Annotated in this window: 12 protein-coding genes; 5 read left to right on the top strand and 7 right to left on the bottom strand. The window is 49.4% G+C overall.

Annotated elements, in window-relative coordinates; genetic code table 11:
- Positions 1 to 104 precede the first annotated feature (104 nt).
- The gene (locus tag NDI52_RS05635; protein ID WP_190772990.1) at positions 105 to 1,094 is read right to left on the bottom strand and encodes an NAD(P)/FAD-dependent oxidoreductase; all 990 of its coding nucleotides are present in this window, start codon (positions 1,092 to 1,094) and stop codon (positions 105 to 107) included.
- A 183-nt stretch (positions 1,095 to 1,277) separates the two neighbouring features.
- On the bottom strand, positions 1,278 to 1,718 hold the full coding sequence (locus tag NDI52_RS05630) for a Fur family transcriptional regulator (RefSeq protein WP_190772968.1): 441 nt from the start codon (positions 1,716 to 1,718) through the stop codon (positions 1,278 to 1,280).
- A 199-nt stretch (positions 1,719 to 1,917) separates the two neighbouring features.
- Between NDI52_RS05630 and NDI52_RS05625 the strand changes: the two genes are divergently transcribed.
- Positions 1,918 to 2,490: a peroxiredoxin gene (locus NDI52_RS05625; RefSeq protein WP_190772967.1), complete on the top strand. Its 573-nt coding sequence runs from the start codon at positions 1,918 to 1,920 to the stop codon at positions 2,488 to 2,490.
- 590 nt (positions 2,491 to 3,080) lie between these two features.
- Positions 3,081 to 3,611 carry a gamma-glutamylcyclotransferase gene (locus tag NDI52_RS05620; RefSeq protein WP_190772966.1) on the top strand — a complete coding sequence of 177 codons (531 nt, stop codon included), beginning with the start codon at positions 3,081 to 3,083 and terminating at the stop codon, positions 3,609 to 3,611.
- Between the two features lie 362 nt (positions 3,612 to 3,973).
- On the opposite strand, the gene ftsH is transcribed toward NDI52_RS05620, so the two are convergent.
- On the bottom strand, positions 3,974 to 5,935 hold the full coding sequence (gene ftsH / locus NDI52_RS05615; RefSeq protein ID WP_190772965.1) for an ATP-dependent zinc metalloprotease FtsH: 1,962 nt from the start codon (positions 5,933 to 5,935) through the stop codon (positions 3,974 to 3,976).
- Between the two features lie 508 nt (positions 5,936 to 6,443).
- Between ftsH and NDI52_RS05610 the strand changes: the two genes are divergently transcribed.
- Positions 6,444 to 6,992, top strand: coding sequence for an NADPH-dependent FMN reductase (locus NDI52_RS05610; protein WP_190772964.1), 549 nt, complete (start codon positions 6,444 to 6,446; stop codon positions 6,990 to 6,992).
- Between the two features lie 981 nt (positions 6,993 to 7,973).
- On the opposite strand, the gene NDI52_RS05605 is transcribed toward NDI52_RS05610, so the two are convergent.
- From NDI52_RS05605 to NDI52_RS05595, 3 genes are all read right to left on the bottom strand, one after another.
- Complete coding sequence (locus NDI52_RS05605) at positions 7,974 to 8,453, bottom strand: hypothetical protein (RefSeq protein ID WP_190772963.1); 480 nt, start codon at positions 8,451 to 8,453, stop codon at positions 7,974 to 7,976.
- 147 nt (positions 8,454 to 8,600) lie between these two features.
- Complete coding sequence (locus NDI52_RS05600) at positions 8,601 to 10,829, bottom strand: AAA family ATPase (RefSeq protein WP_190772962.1); 2,229 nt, start codon at positions 10,827 to 10,829, stop codon at positions 8,601 to 8,603.
- Positions 10,830 to 11,021: 192 nt separating this feature from the next.
- A complete protein-coding gene (locus NDI52_RS05595; RefSeq protein WP_199307843.1) occupies positions 11,022 to 12,218 on the bottom strand; it encodes a sensor histidine kinase in 1,197 nt (398 codons plus the stop codon).
- 653 nt (positions 12,219 to 12,871) lie between these two features.
- Here NDI52_RS05595 and NDI52_RS05590 point away from each other — a divergent pair.
- Positions 12,872 to 13,291: a hypothetical protein gene (locus tag NDI52_RS05590; RefSeq protein ID WP_190772961.1), complete on the top strand. Its 420-nt coding sequence runs from the start codon at positions 12,872 to 12,874 to the stop codon at positions 13,289 to 13,291.
- A gap of 490 nt (positions 13,292 to 13,781) precedes the next feature.
- On the opposite strand, the gene NDI52_RS05585 is transcribed toward NDI52_RS05590, so the two are convergent.
- Entirely contained in the window at positions 13,782 to 14,324 is a 543-nt protein-coding gene (locus NDI52_RS05585) for a DUF2267 domain-containing protein (RefSeq protein ID WP_190772960.1), read from the bottom strand.
- Between the two features lie 1,507 nt (positions 14,325 to 15,831).
- On the opposite strand from NDI52_RS05585, the gene NDI52_RS05580 reads away from it, so the two are divergent.
- Positions 15,832 to 16,671, top strand: a complete 840-nt coding sequence (locus tag NDI52_RS05580) for a pentapeptide repeat-containing protein (RefSeq protein ID WP_190772959.1) — start codon at positions 15,832 to 15,834, stop codon at positions 16,669 to 16,671.
- The last annotated feature ends 291 nt before the right edge of the window (positions 16,672 to 16,962 follow it).

Genomic DNA, 16,962 nt, shown 5'->3' with positions numbered 1-16,962 from the left:
TGTGAGATGGGTTGTGGAAGCGTGGTTGCACAATCCATCTCACACCTGCAGCAGGCCACAAAAAAGAGTGGGAGGTAAACTCCCACTCTCTTCAGCTTTACAGCTTAAGCGGCTGATTGTTTCGCAGGGGCTCGGCTTCCTTCCTGGCGGCGAATATCACGCCAGATTTGTGTGGCGGCGAGAGCTCCGTCAGCAGCGGCCACAATCACTTGGTTCAGCCCAACTTTGAGGTCCCCTACGGCAAAGATGCGTGGGTGAGAGGTGCGGTTCATCCCATCGGTGACGAGGTTGCCGCCTTTGTATTCCAGATCAATACCGTTCAAGTAATCAGCGTGGTACTTCGAACCCATCGATACCAGGCCAGCATCCAGGGGAATTAGCGTCCCGTCCCGCAATTCCACACCGCTCATAATATGGTTCTCACCAACAAAGCGGTGCAAAGGGCGCTCCTCTAGCCTGTAGCCGTGAGTACGGAGGCGATCGCGGAACCCATCACTCACGTCAAAGGCTCCCCCCGTAAATAGGGTAATGTCTGAAGTAAACCAGCCCAGAGAAAAGGCGACCTCCAGGCTACCCTCGTTACGGCCAAACACGCCTACCCGTTGCCCCTGCATCTCATAGCCATCACAAATGAGACAAACATGCAGGTTATACCCGGCATAGTCATAGACATTTTGCATGTCCGTGAAGGTCGGCAGATTGTCAATAATGCCACTGGCCGCAATCAAATAGCGACTGCGTAACGTCACATAAGAGGGATTGTTTCGGCCAATGCGAACGCGTAGCGCAAAGGTTTCGCCCTCGTCAGTCGCCTCTTCTACAAAGGCATTCAAATAATCCCCATCTAGAGAGAGGTAGTGCGCTTTGCCCTGCTTCAACAAATCTCGGCCCGATGAATCTGGTGGCAATCCCAGGTAATTGTGCATCTCCTGCATCCAAAGCGACCGGGCCTTGCCTTTGTCAACAATCAGGGTAGAAAGTAAATAGCGCTGTAGGTAAATGCCAGCAGATAGACCCGCCGGCCCACCGCCTACAACCAGTACATCGTAAACCTGATCGGTGCGTTGTTCAGCCTGTTGTTTGGATAGTTGCATAGAAGCCTCCCGGCGAATGATGAGTGCTGGATGAGGTAGCAGAGTCGCAAAACTCCACTCACAAGGAACAGCCATGGGCTGTGGAAAGCTATATCGAAGGAAAGTCACGGGAACTAACAGTCTTGGTAAATGAGCATCTTGACTGTTCGTACAGTTAAGACGCTGAGCTCCACAAACGTAAGGTTAAGCGAATGCATTGATGGAAGCAGGTTCGCAGCGATCGCACACTCCCTGCACTGCAACCTCGTATTGTTCTGCCTTCAGACCCGGCCGTAGAGCCGACAAGTTAACCCCCTGGAAGACTTCCCAGGCAATGTCTTCAATCTCGCCGCAGCATCGGCAGCGGAAGTGATGGTGCGGATGAACGTTGGCGTCGTAGCGAGCGACTCCCTCCTCAAGCAGCACTTCTCGCACTAGCCCTACGTTCTGAAGCGCTTGTAGGGCAGTGTAAATGGTGGCCTGAGACGCAATGGGAACGTCCTGATTAATGTCTGTCAATAATTGCTCGGCGGTAGGATGGTCGCCTCGGCCGCACAGGTTGGCATACACCGCAAACCGCTGTGGCGTAACTCGTAGGCCCTTGGCTTTCAGCAATTCAATAATATGGCTCGACTGTTCGTTCATTCCCTTGGCCGTCCGAACTGATAAATCCTTTGCACGCTTATTTCACTAATCATAACACTTCCTTTATAGATATTGCTCTTGATTCTGAATAATTTGTTTCTTTAAGTCAGTATGACTATTGACTAATTCCTAAATCAGAATTATTCTTACTTCTAAGTCCAGTAACGAAACATTGAGAGACCTACCGAGGTAAAAAAATATGGCCGTTATCACCCGTGTACCCAGCGTTGTGTTCAAGACCCGAGTACGGGACGAGTCTATTCCTGGCCCCAACCCCTACCGCTGGCAAGATCTGACCACGGAAGAAATCTTTAGCGGCAAGAAGGTTGTTCTCTTCGCTCTGCCGGGTGCGTTCACTCCTACCTGCTCCTCCAGCCACTTGCCTCGCTACGAAGAACTGTACGAAGAGTTCCAAGCACATGGGGTTGACCAGATCATTTGTTTGTCAGTGAACGATGCTTTCGTGATGTTCCAGTGGGGCAAACAGCAAGGTGCTAAGAATGTATTCTTGCTGCCCGACGGAAACGGTGACTTCACCCGCAGGATGGGTATGCTGGTCGATAAGTCTAACCTGGGCTTTGGGATGCGCTCTTGGCGCTACTCTATGCTCGTCAACGACGGCAACATTGAGAAAATCTTCATTGAAGAAGAGTTCGGCGACAACTGCCCCGTTGATCCGTTCGAAGTTTCGGATGCTGACACCATGCTGGCTTACTTGAAAGGCGTTGAGTCTGCTGGAGTATCTGCTTCTCGTAAAGAGTTTGTTGGCTAATTAGTTTGCTTCGCTTTGAATAAACTCCAATTACCCACGGGTGATTGGAGATTTTGTGTTGGCAAGTGGAGCCAGTTGTTGAGGTTTGCTTTGTTAACCAGGACTTACGCATTCCTGTTAGGTGTGATGTGCGAAGTACACTACATGCAACAAGAACGCGTAAGTCCTATTACAGTGCTTTGCGCTTGAATCAAGCCACGGTTGTTTTGTAAGAGCCGTGCGGAGCGCTGCTCTTACAAAACAACCAGATTTTAAGCGTTGAAAAGCGCTGTTATGACGGCTTATTTGAGAAAATATAAATCTCCCCTGAACTACCGTAGATTATGCTCAACAATACATTCGAGTTAATCTCCAATTGGAGTTCTCTTATGGCGAGCCATAATCTTTACTCGGTGAGGCTTTGAGAATTTTGCCGGATGGCATGGCTCCTACCGTCCCTGTTCACAATGCTGATTCCTGTGAGGTTTTGCTGTCTGTTTTTATGAAGAATCTACGGTTAGGCTATCGGGATAGGTGACTTTTTGGAAAAGGTGGCATAGAATCTGAAGGTAACGGAGTGCAGTTGTCCAGTTGTTCATTGCACCCACCAAATGATGATGGAACTCATTTGCGATCGCCCCCGAACACCCACATACCCCTCTGAGCCAAGCTTCTATTACTTTGCCTATGGCTCCTGCATGTGCCCTGTGGATTTGAAGCGTACGGTTGGTGAGGCCACTCATCCCCATGTCATCGGTCATGCTACGTTGTCCGGTTACCGGCTGGGGTTTTATCGCCGCTCTGCGTTTCGCAACTGTGGTGTATTAGATATCGTGCCTGACCCGACGGCTCAAGTAGAAGGTGTTCTGTATCGCCTGCCCTGGCGCTTTAGCGAACCTCTTGATATTCGGGAGCAGGGTTACCACCATGAGTTCATCACGGTGCAATGCGGTGGCAAGCGATATAACAACGTTCGCACTTACACCGTGACGGAGAAATTGGGAGAGGAACACGCTCCCAATGATTGGTACTTTCAGGTCGTGATGCGAGGAGCGGTGACTTGCGGTTTGCCTGAGCAGTACTGCTGGAAGCTCTACCACCACATGACGGAACTGCAATTACAGGAATTGCGATCGGCTTAATATAACGTCTGCAAATCGTAAAGGCCTCTACACTAGTAGGCTGCGGCCTAAGTTCACAACCTATGTTTTGTGTGGGGTGCGAAGCACCCCACACAAAACATAGGTGATGGATTTCCGCCTCAGCGTACTAGTAGGCTACGGCATAAGTCCGTAACCTATTTGTCTGTGGGGGTGCTTCGCACCCCCACAGACAAATAGGTTATATATTTCCGCCTCAGCGTACTAGCCAAACAAATACCCGGTGTTTTTTAGAAACACCGGGTATTTGTTTGACTTCTCAGCTCATCAACGTGGCTCAGACCGCTGACCAGAAGTGGCAGTTCTCGAAGAATTGCCACTTCTAGTTTTTGCGTATCAGTCAATTAAGCCTTAGATAACAGCGTTTGCTGTTTCTCTGGCAGGGTTGTGTACTCCGACACGACTTTGCGGAAGGTGTCGCCATCCACGGTTTCCTGATCAATCAGCATGTCTACCAGCTTGTCGATCAAGGGGCGGTGGTTGCGAATGATCTGGCGGGCTTGCTGGTAGCAGCGCATCACAATCGATCGCACCTGTTGGTCAATCTTCGTGGCGATCTCCTCGGAGTACTCAGAGCGCACCATCAAGTCACGTCCCAGGAATACCTCACTATTTCCCGATTCCAGGGCGAAGGGACCCAGATCTGACATCCCATAGCGGGTAACCATGCGACGGGCGTAGTCAGCGACCGCTTGCAGGTCGCTGGAGGCCCCCTGAGTTACCTCATCATGGCCGAAGATTTCCTCCTCCGCAGCCCGACCACCCAGGAAGATGGTGATCAGATCTAGCAGACGGGCGCGGGTTTCCAGCCCAAAGTCACTGTCTTCACTGGGGAGGGGCTTAGCAAAGCCACCTACACCACCCGAGCGGGGAATAATCGTCACTTTATCGAGTGGATCGGTATGGGGCAGCAGCGTCATCAGCAGCGCGTGGCCAACTTCGTGATAAGCGGTGAGGCGCTTTTTCTTGCTGTCCATCAACGGGTTCATGGTCATACCGATGGTAACCCGGTCGATCGCATCGTCAATTTCCTGAGTGGCGATCGCATCCTTTCGCCGCCGCGCCGTCAGAATGGCCGCTTCGTTGAGCATATTTGCCAGATCAGCTCCCGAGAAACCAGGAGTACGACGGGCAATCACTTCCAGCGATACTTCCGGCTCCAACTTCTTATTGCGAGCATGAACTTGCAGAATGCCCAGCCGTCCTTTGTAGCTAGGCAGATCCACCATCACCTGCCGGTCAAACCGTCCAGGACGCAGCAAGGCCGAATCCAACACATCTGGTCGGTTTGTTGCCGCAATAATAATGATGCCGGTGTTGCCCTCAAACCCATCCATTTCTGTGAGGAGCTGGTTCAGGGTTTGTTCCCGCTCATCGTTGCCGCCGCCAATGCCGGTGCCCCGCTGACGGCCCACCGCATCAATTTCATCAATGAAAATGATGCAGGGAGCATTTTCCTTTGCTTTACGGAACAGGTCACGGACGCGAGAGGCTCCCACCCCAACAAACATTTCCACAAATTCAGAACCAGAAATGCTAAAGAAGGGAACAGCGGCTTCTCCGGCGATCGCCTTTGCCAACAGGGTTTTACCTGTCCCTGGAGGGCCAACCAGCAGCACGCCTTTCGGAATCTTGGCTCCGATGGCCGTAAACTTCTCAGGCTTTTTCAGGAAGGTCACGACTTCCTGTAATTCTTCCTTCGCTTCTTCGATACCTGCCACATCGTCGAACATTACCCCAGTTTTGGCTTCCATCTGAAAGCGAGCTCGGGATTTGCCGAAATTCATCGCTTGGCCAGAGGCGTTGGCTGAGCGACGCAGGATCATTAATAACCCCAGAATCAGCAGAAATGCAAGTAACGCGTGGCTCAACAACCACGCAACCGCTCCACTATCCGCCGAGGGTTGAGCATCAATCTCGACCCCATTTTTCCGGGCGACTTCAATAATCGGCTGATTATCGCTTTCGTTGGCGAACAACCGGACTTCCTCCGGTTGCTTGGCGTCAGCCCCCTTGAAGTGAACTTGGGCAACGCCGCGCACCTGATCCAGTTCGATCCGCTCGACCTGATCTTCTTGAATAGCTTCAATCAACCCGGTGTAGCCGAGGGGTTCTTTTTGGGTCGGTGTCTGACTCAAGGCTGGGGGGGCGATGAGAATACTTTGTAGAAGCAACCAGATGCCGGTTACAGCTCCTGAGGTCACGGCTGCTTTAGAGGGCGATCGCCGTTTGGACAGCGAATGGGTATGCCCCTGAGTGTCGTTACTCCGTTGAAAAACCCGTTCCTGCTTGTCAGACCTTGTCATAACGCAAATGAGCCTTCTTACTATCCAGCCGGAAATACTAGTTGATGGGTTTCTGCAATACAAACCCAAGATAAGTTCACGCTTGCCGTCAACACGATATGCCTAGTGTAACCTTACCCAATGGGCTATGGCAGGAAAGCAACTAGTGTCGCACTAATAGCGAATGAGCCAGCCCTATCGCTTTTATTAATAGGACTTTACTTCAAGAGTATTGGCTTCAAAACTAACGTTCGGAATAGAGACCTAAATCAGTTTCATTAGACATAGTCGTAATGAGTATGACTTAGTGGTATGATAAAGAGTACATACAACTTAAGAAAGACTTCGAATGCTCGATCTTTGTTGCTGACACTTGCCAAAGATGAGTCATTAACGAACCTTTCTCCGTGTTTTCTAGGCAGATCAGAGCTGATGAGCCGTGCTGAATCGTCATTTCATTGCGGGCTCTGCGGGATAAACTGCCCAGTTTGCAACGCGCATTTTGTTCTCCTAACTCTTGGGTTTTCTTATGGTCAAAATTATTGGCATCGGTGGTAGTTTACGTCCAGATTCTTACAGCCAACGGGCGCTACTCTTAGCGGCGGAGCGGGTTAAAGCTCTGGGAGCTGAAGTGGAAGTATTAGATTTACGGACGATGAATTTGCCTTTCTGTGACGGTGGCGATGATTACAGCGCCTACCCAGATGTGGCTCGCCTGCGACAGATCGTCAAAGCAGCAGATGGCTTAATTCTGGCGACACCGGAGTATCACGGCAGTGTCAGTGGGGTTCTGAAAAACGCTTTAGATCTCCTGAGCTTCGACGAGCTATCCAACAAGGTGACGGGGCTAATCAGTGTGCTGGGAGGCCAATCCAACAGTAATGCGCTGAATGATCTGCGGGTCATTATGCGGTGGGTTCATGGTTGGGTTATCCCTGAGCAGGTGGCGATCGGGCAGGCTTGGAAAGCATTTGACTCCGACGACAACCTGGTGGATGAGAAATTAGCAGAACGCTTGGATGCGTTTGCTAAAAGTCTGGTTGAGAGCACCCAGAAATTAAGAGGCGTTGCCGTCTAGGTTTTACTTAAGCCAGGAAAGGGATGTGGAAGACACCTACCTTCCTGGCTAGTCAACTGCAATCCCCTCTTGTGTTGTCACGATGCGACAGCACCAGAGGGGATTGCTATGTGTGTAATATCATGTCGGGTTAAATGCTTATGATAAGCATTTAACTTTACTTGCTATAAACAGGATTTGAGTAGAGAGATATTGCAGAGTTTTAAGAGTTGGGAATAAAAGTGCTCTGGTACAAAAACACCTAAAGAATTTTTGTCATGTCGGTAACGTTGCCAAAATGCCAATTTTTGTCGGATCAAACTGTTAAAGCTATAGCCGTAATAGGTATTAAAGAAGAGATTTATATTCCTTCATGTTAGAAGGGCTTGTTTCTGACTTTAGATAGATGTTTTCTATTAAGTAAGCTAACAGATCGTTTTGATAGGAACTCTAGTGATTGCATAGAGAAATATCTTTGTAGGTTCCCATTCTGTATAGCTTCTATAGAACCGCTTTGCCTTCATGAGTTTGTAAGTACTATTTAAAAAAGGCTCTGAATTCAAAGAATTCAGAGCCTTTGGTGATTTATGGAGGTCTCTAGAAATCGGCCTTTATGCTTTGGCCGATAGCTTCACCAGAGTTATTTATAGACCAGCATTTATATAGGGTTGCTGGCGGTTTTGATTCGATACTTATAAGATAGCACGGCCTATTTTCAGAACTTGCGGAAACTCACATTTTCTTTAGGGTTCGTTACTTCTATTTACAAAATAAGGGAAGGCACGATTGACAAAATTATCCTACTGTATTTGTGCTTATGAACAACAATCGGAAGGAGTATTTTTACTGAAATGTGTTTATCTTTTCTTTAAAGAAGCATTTAGGAATGCAAATTGAATAAAAGCCTGTTTTTTATGGAAGGAGTAGCTAAGCCACACCTCCTATAAAAAAGGCTTTTATTCTTTACGAGATGCTTCATATTCACGAGCATTTCAGCTGCTACTAACGAGATACTTGCCGTTGAATGCCCCACAGAACCGCAACGCTAACAGCTCCGCTTAATGCACCGAAGCCGAAGCGCGACCATCCGATGAGGATGCTGCTCACCCCGGCGATCGCCAGCACCATCCAGAACGATTGTGTCAATGTCAACATTCGCTCTAGCGCCTGATTCTGTTGTAGTAATTGCTGGGCCAGGTCACCTTTCTGCATGAGCGGTAGCGTTTCTTTAAGAGTGGGCTGGGCACTCTGATATTTTGCTAAATCTAACTGGTAATAAGTGCCCAGCTCGCTATCACGCATAGGGGCCACAGAGTGCAACCCAAATTGTTTGGCATGGGCGATCGCCTCCCGAATCTGCCGTTTGGTGGCGTAGGGCTGAAGCGCTTCAAACACTGATTCTCGGTAGACACCTGTGCGTCCCATGTCCAGAATTCTTTGGCTCAGCTCTAATGTGCTGAGGCGGCGTGAGAGGTCGGTCATAAGCGGTTAGAGAGCGATCGCCATAGTAATTCTGTACCCTATTATGCCGATTTTGACATCTTCTTTCAGCTTGCAGAAATGATCATGTTCTAGACATGTGGATGGAGTGAAAGGGGCACGAAGTGCCCCTTTCACTCCATCCACACATTAGCGGTCTGTTGAGTCAACATGAACTGTGATATAGGCGATCGCCCCCTTCCACCCTACGGTCTGGTTTTGTAGCGATCGCACAAAGGCCTGCTGTACCGTCGTAATTTCCTCATTCGAAAGCGCTTTGGACAGATAATCACAATAGCTTGGGCGTCCTTGCCCCGGTTGAAACCAGCGATCGAGGAGTTCTGAGGTGATACGAAGGTCAGTGGGGCGGATGTCAAGTTGAATGTCGGCTGTGGCGTTGAGGGTTTCAAAGAGCGATCGCCAATCCGCCACATCCCAATGCAAAGTTCCGGCGTTGCCCTGGGTGTAAATGACCTCTTCGGCTTTAACCAGGCGTTTGTGTAATGTGGCTTTTAAGACTTTCGGTCCTAGCAGGTCATACAGACGTTGACCGAGACGCGGCACGGGTTCCGCCAGAATCAGGGAGCCATCCGGTTGCAGGCGTTGAAGGAGGGATTGGGCGATTTCCTCCCGCTCTTGCTCGGCTGACAGGATGTTGCGTCCGAGGATGGCATCAAATTTTAGAGTGGGTGCTTGCTGATCAAGAATTGTCGCTAAATCCAGTAAGGAACTTTCTAAAACGATGGGACGGTTCAGTTCGGGGAGCATACCGGCCTGCTCTTGGAGGGCGATCGCGTCGGTTTGCTGCTGGACCTGAGCGTATACAGAGCCTTCGGGTACTTGCCGCACCGCCTCCCAGGTGAGGAGGCCGCTACTCGCATTTAAGGTCAGAAGAACATGGTGACGTTGAGGTTGTGCCAGGGTGAAGAGGCGATCGCGCACGTCTGCCAGGCGCTCTCCAGTCTGGTCGAGGGTGCGTTGGAGCCAGCGATCGCGCCCTCGATCGGTGGGGCTGAAAGTGAGCACTTCGGGTAAGGCACTACTGCCATCAACGAGAGCGGCCAGTTGTGCTTCTCGCCGCCGTGCCACCTGAATGCGAATTTCATCCTCATAGCCCTGATTGGAGGGCTGATAAAAGACCTGGCCCTGCAAGCTGCCAGGGAGATATTGTTGCTCGACCCAATGATCGCGGTAGGCATGAGGATACAGGTAGCCCTGTCCGTGGCCAAAGCTATGCTTATCCCGGTTGGCATCCCGCAGATGTAGAGGCACATCGTCTTCCCGCTCCTGCTCAACCGCTGCCAGAGCATCGAAAAAGCCCATGACGCTGTTGGATTTGGGACAAGTTGCCAGGTAAAGCGCGGCTTGTGCCAGAGGATAACGTCCCTCAGGCATTCCCACCCGATCAAACGTCTGAGCGCAGGCATTAACGACCACGACTGCGTTGGGGTCAGCTAAACCAACATCCTCTCCCGCCAAAATCAGCATGCGCCGGAAGATGAAGCGTGGATCTTCCCCGGCATAGACCATGCGGGCCAGCCAGTATAATGCAGCATCAGGGTCAGATCCGCGCAGGCTTTTGATGAAAGCGCTGATCGTGTCGAAGTGGGCGTCGCCCTCCTTGTCATAGAGAACGGCCCGTTGCTGAATGGATTCTTCCGCAACGGCGAGGGGAATGGCAACAATACCTTCGGCGTTAGGGGGAGTGGTTTCGACCGCTAATTCCAGCGCATTCAGCAGGGCACGGGCGTCGCCATTGGCAATGTTAATCAAGTGCGCTTGTGCATCAAGGGCAATCTGCACCTTTAGCTGACCGTAGCCCCGTTCACGATCCTGTAAAGCCTGGTGCAAAACCTTTTCCAGGTCGCGATCGCCCAAGGGCTTCAATTGAAAGATGCGCGATCGACTCACCAGAGCTTTATTGACTTCAAAGTACGGATTTTCTGTCGTTGCGCCAATCAGAATAACCGTGCCATTTTCTACCCAGGGTAATAGAGCATCCTGCTGAGCTTTATTAAAGCGGTGCACTTCATCAACGAAAAGGATGGTGCGCTGGTCGTACATCCCGCGCTTTTCCTGGGCAGTGGCGATCGCCTCCCGAATCTCCTTTACCCCCGCCAATACTGCGTTGATGGAAATAAAGTGTGCCCGTGTGGTGTTGGCAATTACCATTGCCAGGGTTGTCTTACCTGTTCCCGGCGGCCCATAGAAAATTAGCGAAGAAATCTGATCGGCTTGAATGGCCCGACGCAGGAGCCGTCCTTCCCCCAAGATGTGATCTTGCCCAATGTACTCATCCAGCACTCGCGGCCGCATTCGCGCGGCTAAGGGCGCTTCTGTCTGGGTTACATGCTGGCGATGCTGCTCAAAAAGCTCCATAAGGGTATGGATAGAACGGGTCTTTCCCCTACTGTAGCGGTATGTAGGAACCCTAAAGGCTTAAAATCCTGGAGAAGGGAATGCGAGCTTAGCTCGCACCCCCTTTGTATGAGAGAAGGCCCAGAAGGGTGTGGCGCTTGCGAAACAGGTGCCACACCCTTCTGGGTTTTATGCTTAATCATGATTACCTACCTACAATCCCGAATTCTGCTGAATAGGGAAGACAACCGTAAAACTTGAGCCCTCACCGGTCTGGGACGATACGAGAATTTTGCCCTGCAATAACTCGACCAACTGCGCCACAACTGCCAGCCCTAAACCTGTTCCCTGATCTTGTACAGAGGCAGGGATGTCACCCACGCGAAAATAGGGTTCAAAGATGTGTTTTTGGTCATCCTGGGTCATGCCGATGCCGCTATCCGTAACCGTAATTGACCAACAGTCATCTTCTAGGGTTTCGCCAGAAACGGTAACGTATCCTTTTTCGGTGTAACGTATCGCATTACTGAGCAAGTTTGTGAGGATCTGCTGTAGGCGTAAGGGATCGGTTTGAATGGCTTGAGGGATGCGATCGCAATCCACCTTTAACTCCAAACCTTTATTGCGAACTAATGGCTCAACAATTTCTAGGACGGCTTGAATTAAATCTGACGGGTTGATCGAAGCGATCTTGAGCTTGATTTGTCCGGCGTTCTGTTGCAGTTGTAGGGTGTCATTAATCAGTCGTAGCAGTAATCGACCACTGCGCAATACCCGCTCAATGCTTTCTAAATGAGCATAGGAATCTTTGGGATGAGGGTTTTGCTGTTGACGCAGAAACAAATCGGCATACCCGATGATGGATGTCAGCGGAGTTTTGAGTTCATGGGCCAGCTTCGACATATTGTCTTGACTGGCGCGTACCAAACGCGTGAGTTCCTGGTTCGTTAACTGTAGCTGTGTTTTGAGTTTTTCTAAATTTTCAATACGACCCTGGGTGTAGCTGTCAAAGCAACGGGCGATCGCTTCATCAACCACCGTGTCAATTAATCGAATGGCCCACAGCACTTCCTTGGGAGATGCCTTAATTAAGTCGTCTTCCAATTCTGAGAAAATGACAGAACGCAACAGTCGGTATTCCCGCGCAATTTCTGCGGGCTCGAATCCCTGCTGAGCTCGGATAACGCCATGTTCTAAGCTGGCCTCATCAATGACTCGAAAATCTTCTAACTTGCCTTCGGCGAGTAGGCTAGCGAGCGACTCCAAAACCCTTGGCAGGCTATCGCGCACCGCGTTAAACGTTAGTTCTTTGGTCGCTTCGATGTCTTGATCCTCGAAAACTGACCTGGTCCACCGTTCAACAATCGTGTCACGCTTTTGATTCAGAATTGTGCTGAAATCCATGCTCATGAGTGTAGGAAACAGGCAGGCTTTTCGTTTGGTGAAAGTATTACGCTATCGCCTGAAGAGGGGCGAGCGCATCTAGTAAAAGGCAGAGGGCCAGTAATATGAGCTCTGGTTGAAGAACCATACTGTGCAATCGTGCGGCGCATTGCACCATGCCACTCTCTCGTACCTCATTGGATCAGAAAACGCTGTATTGAGTCCAATACTCTGAACAGTTTTTCCTGAAACCCTTGATTTTGCGTGCGCTTCGCGCACGCAAAATCAAGGGTTTCAGGAAAACTGTCCGAACTTAAGTAACCTCAATTCGGGATAAGCTCAGGAGCCCATTTTGTCGTGCGCTATGCACACGACAAAATGGGCTTTTTCGAGGGGCGCGCAAGGCGCGCCCCTCGAAAAAGCCCTTAACCCAAACTGAGGTTAAGTAGATAGTTTGTGTGAAGGCCATAACACGCGGAAACCGTGTCAATCCATATCAAAAATTCTTTAATCGAACCATGAGAAAAGATATGAGAGAAGGCAATAAAGGCTGTTGCACATTTTGAAATGCGATCGCACCTCTCTCCCGGCAATGGCAGACTAAGTTCGCCGATTTGCATAACTGAGCAAGCTCTGAACGTTTGGCATTCAGCCTGCTCCCTTTATTGGAGGACTCCTTTATGCCGCGATCGATCTACATGATTGGGATGGGGTTGATGCTGACATTAGCTTACTCCTCCTGGGTCATACTGGGTCAAAACATACCCTTTGGGCAACAGGCTCCTGGTGATAAGGCTGCACCTTCGTTGCGCTCCTTCCAATCAACACAAGAGCTTGGTCGAAACCAACTACCCACCATGATTCGGGTAGAAGATGGTGATACGGTTGTGGTGAGCGATCGCCAACAATCCCTAACGGTGAATCTGGCCTGTGTGGATGCGCCCGAGTTAGGGCAACCAGGTGGGGAAGCAGCACGCGATCGCCTACAAACACTACTGCCATTAGGACAAGCCATACAAATGCGAATGTTGGAGGGCGATCGCTCCACAGGTCCTGCCGCGAGCTGTTTCTGGGGCTTGAACCCGTCGGGGCCCTGCTAGTACACGCTGGAGTTGCTAGCGTCACACCTGAGCTGGCTGAAGATTGTTACGACACCCAAAGCCGCTATTAAGACGTTCTTGTAAATAGGGCTTACACAAGCTCGCTATATCTAACGCATTCTTGTTGTGTATGGTGTGCTTTGCACGTCATACACAACAAGAATGTAGAAGAGCTATTCAAAATTACCTGGAAAGGTCGTCTCTCCCGTACATGCAGCATGTGCTACAACAACCTTAGGAGATTTCTGAGAAACAATATCCCCATTATTTGGAAAAAAGGCGCGGCGAAGCCGCGCCTTTTTCCCAAATAATGGGGAAGTTCTTATCTGGAAATTTCCTTAAAGCAACCCTTGATACTCGACAGGTTAAGCGTTTCTAGGTTTGAAGGTGGAGAGTGTGACGTACCCTCCACCTTCAAACCTAGCTTAGTTTCCTATGAGTGCCGCATTTTGTGCGGCACTCATGGCATCTTTGCAAAGAATGCGAGAAATTAGGCCTGCTGCCAGAGTTCAAGCACTTTGCCAGGCAGGAAGCTTGCAACCTCTTGAACCCGCTCCTGGGAAAGCTCATCCTTCGTCGCCGAGAACACTGCCTTAACCACTTGCTCAACTTCAACCTGAGGAGGTAATCCTGCTTCCTGTTTAATCCGGAACAGGAAAGTCGTATCCCGGATGTGCAGGGCAGGGCGAATGCGGCTGAGGAAGTGAACGATAGGATTGGTATCTTCCCACAGATCCTCTACCTCAGTGGCCAATGGAGTGGCCGTGTAAAGAGTTTTGTCCTTGTCGTTTTCTTGCAAGGGAGAATGCAGTTCCTCTGCAACGTGCTCAACCGCCTCGTTGGTCATCATGTCGCGCATCGTGCGGAACACAACTTCGGTAATATCGCGGGCATCGTACAGATCGGCCAGTCCACCCTGAACCATTACCTTTTCCAGAAAAGATCGATGCTCTTCGGAAGGAAAAGCACGAGAATCTTCAACCTCGGTTGGATCGATTTCTGGAAGAGTATTGTTATAAACCTGATCTGGCATATTTCTTTCTCCCATGCGTTCTACATAAATGGCACGTTGGCTAAACCATTCTTTCGCTCCCAAAGACTCTGAAAGCTAAATGATGAGCTAATTGTGCTGTCAACACAATGCCTGAGTTGAAAAGATTCAACACCAATCTGAGGTTTGAGTTTGCCGCAACCAAAAGTCATAAACCGATGGACGGTGCTACTCAGTCGTTTATGAGATGCTTCTTGAGAAGCGGATCGAATGGACTCACCTGGCGGCTCAGGAAGCCATTGAGATTTTTATATACAAACGACTACATCAGGCGAGTAGGTACAATCAAACATAAACCTGGAATGTTGTATTACCTAAGAAGTTGATGGCACGACGCTCTGGGCTTTATGTTTAATAAAGTCGAATTACTGACAGGAAGTAATGATTATGTGTATATATTTTCAGATATGCAATCATTACTTTGGTAAATTTGCCGACATTGCCCAACAGAATTAGATTTCCAAGTCTTGAAGAATTCCGAGAACTGAACACTTAGGAGGTTTCTGCATAAGAATTTACCCAGAATGTTGGTGCTTTGCTCGCGAAGCGGGCAAAGCACCAACATTCTGGGGGTAATTTCATTACTGGAAATCTCCTTAGGTTTTCCTTATGTAGCCATATTTTGCATATTTCTAAAGCTAAAGCCCAAAAAAATGATTTTTCTGTTTCAAAGCAGCTGACAAATCATCCTTTTGGGTTTTGGTGCTGGATTCTAAGTATCATTAGCTCGGGCAGTTTTTTGAAACCCTTGATTTTGTGTGCGCGAAGCGCACGCAAAATCAAGGGTTTCAAAAAACTGCCCAGAGTATTGAAGTATGGAAGTCCGAAAGTTTTCTTTAAAGGGCGGACTGGAGGTGAAAAAATCTACCTTTCAAGAAGCATTTAACATTTAACAAGTTATATAAAAACGGTGTATATCTTGTCTACCCATCAGTTCGACTCCAGCAATTCTCATTTTGAAATTAGGCCCGAAAACCGCGCGCATTTGGCGCGCGGTTTTCGGGCATCAAAGCCAAGAGTTCACGCCCGTAGGGCGTGAACTCTTGGCTTTGATGCCCATACTGAGAATTGCTGGTTCGACTCAACTAAGGTGATTTCTGGAAAAGAACTTCCCCAAAAGATGGGGATATTCTTTCTCGGAAATCTCTTAAGCATAAGAACTGCCTACTCTTTTGAAGAACAGGACTCATATTTTGTCTCTATCTGGTAACGGCACAATGTAATGCCAAGTGGGGTTAAGTAGCAGACGTAGAATGAAGTCCTATACCCAATTAATCAGAGGCATAGGTTCTGGTTTTGGTGTAGTTGTAAGATGAGCCCCGCTTTTTCTTTAAAACATAAGCGATTATAATCAAAGGCCCCTTTCTAACTTTTTTCAGAGAATAGGTAATTTTACTAGGCTCTGTGCCCCAGATTACGGTTTGGGGGATTTGTCCAGGATATGGGGAATTCTAAAAGAATACGGAATGCATAATCCAGCCATAACATTATGGATGTACAGGAGTTACTGAGTCACTATTCCACAGGTATTCGAGACTTTCGTGAGGTGAGCTTCATTGGAGCTGATCTGAGTGGGAGAGACTTGCGGGACGTCAATTTACGCCGAGTGAATCTGAGCCGCGCAAACTTGCGAGGGGCCAATTTGGTCATGGCCAACCTGCGAGAGGCCAATTTAACGGGGGTAGATCTCCGGGGGGCTATGCTTTCCCAGGCCAACCTGATTGGTGCAGAGCTACATCACGCTAACCTCAGCGAAGCAGATTTGACTGAAACTGGGCTGCGGGGAGCTAAATTAATCAGTGCAACTCTGACCCAGGCGCTCTTGAAAGGGGCAAACATGGCAGAAGCTACCCTCGATCGGGCAGACTTGACGGGAGCTAATTTGAGTGAAGCTTGCCTCAATCGTACCAAATTCATCGGAGCGAATTTAACAGGTGCATCCCTGGAGAATGCTAACCTTTCCAATGCCCTGCTCAACGAGGCAATCCTGGCCTCTGCTAATTTGAGCAATGCCATCTTGCATGGTGCCAGCCTGGAGGAAGCCGACCTGCGAGAGGCTGATTTGAGTCGAGCTCGATTGACCAGTGCCAGCCTGATTAACGTCGACCTGAGCTATGCCAGTGCGCGGGATGCCAATTTTAGCTGGGCATCGTTACGAGGAGCCACTCTCCGGAAAACGAACTTTTATCGGGCACGGTTGAATTGGGCCAACTTGAGTGAAACAGATATGACAGAGGCCTTGTTGCTGAGCGCCCGGATTAATGGAGCCAATTTCCAAAACGCCAATCTTATGGGAGCCTTGATGCCGGATGGCATCGCTCACGAGTAATCTTACGTTAGGGTTTGCAAAAAATTGTGCGTGGCACAAAACACCACTTGCAAGATTGAAACTGGGCTCCCTTGCTACCGCTACAAAGGCAGAAAGGGAGCCTGATTTTTAATACAAGACTATGGTTAACCTGAGTTCGGTTTAAGGGCGTTTTCGAGTGCCGCGCCTTGCACGGCACTCGAAAACGCTCATTTTGGCGTGCGCAAAGCGCACGCCAAAATGAGCACTTCAGCTTATCCCGAACTGAGGTTATGGTTACGTAGCGCTTCTCGCTTTGGTGTATCTAGCATT

Origin of the sequence: Leptolyngbya sp. PL-A3, from assembly GCF_039962325.1 — a bacterium.
GTDB lineage: Bacteria > Cyanobacteriota > Cyanobacteriia > Elainellales > Elainellaceae > Vacuolonema.
This window is presented reverse-complemented; position numbering and strand designations above follow the sequence as displayed.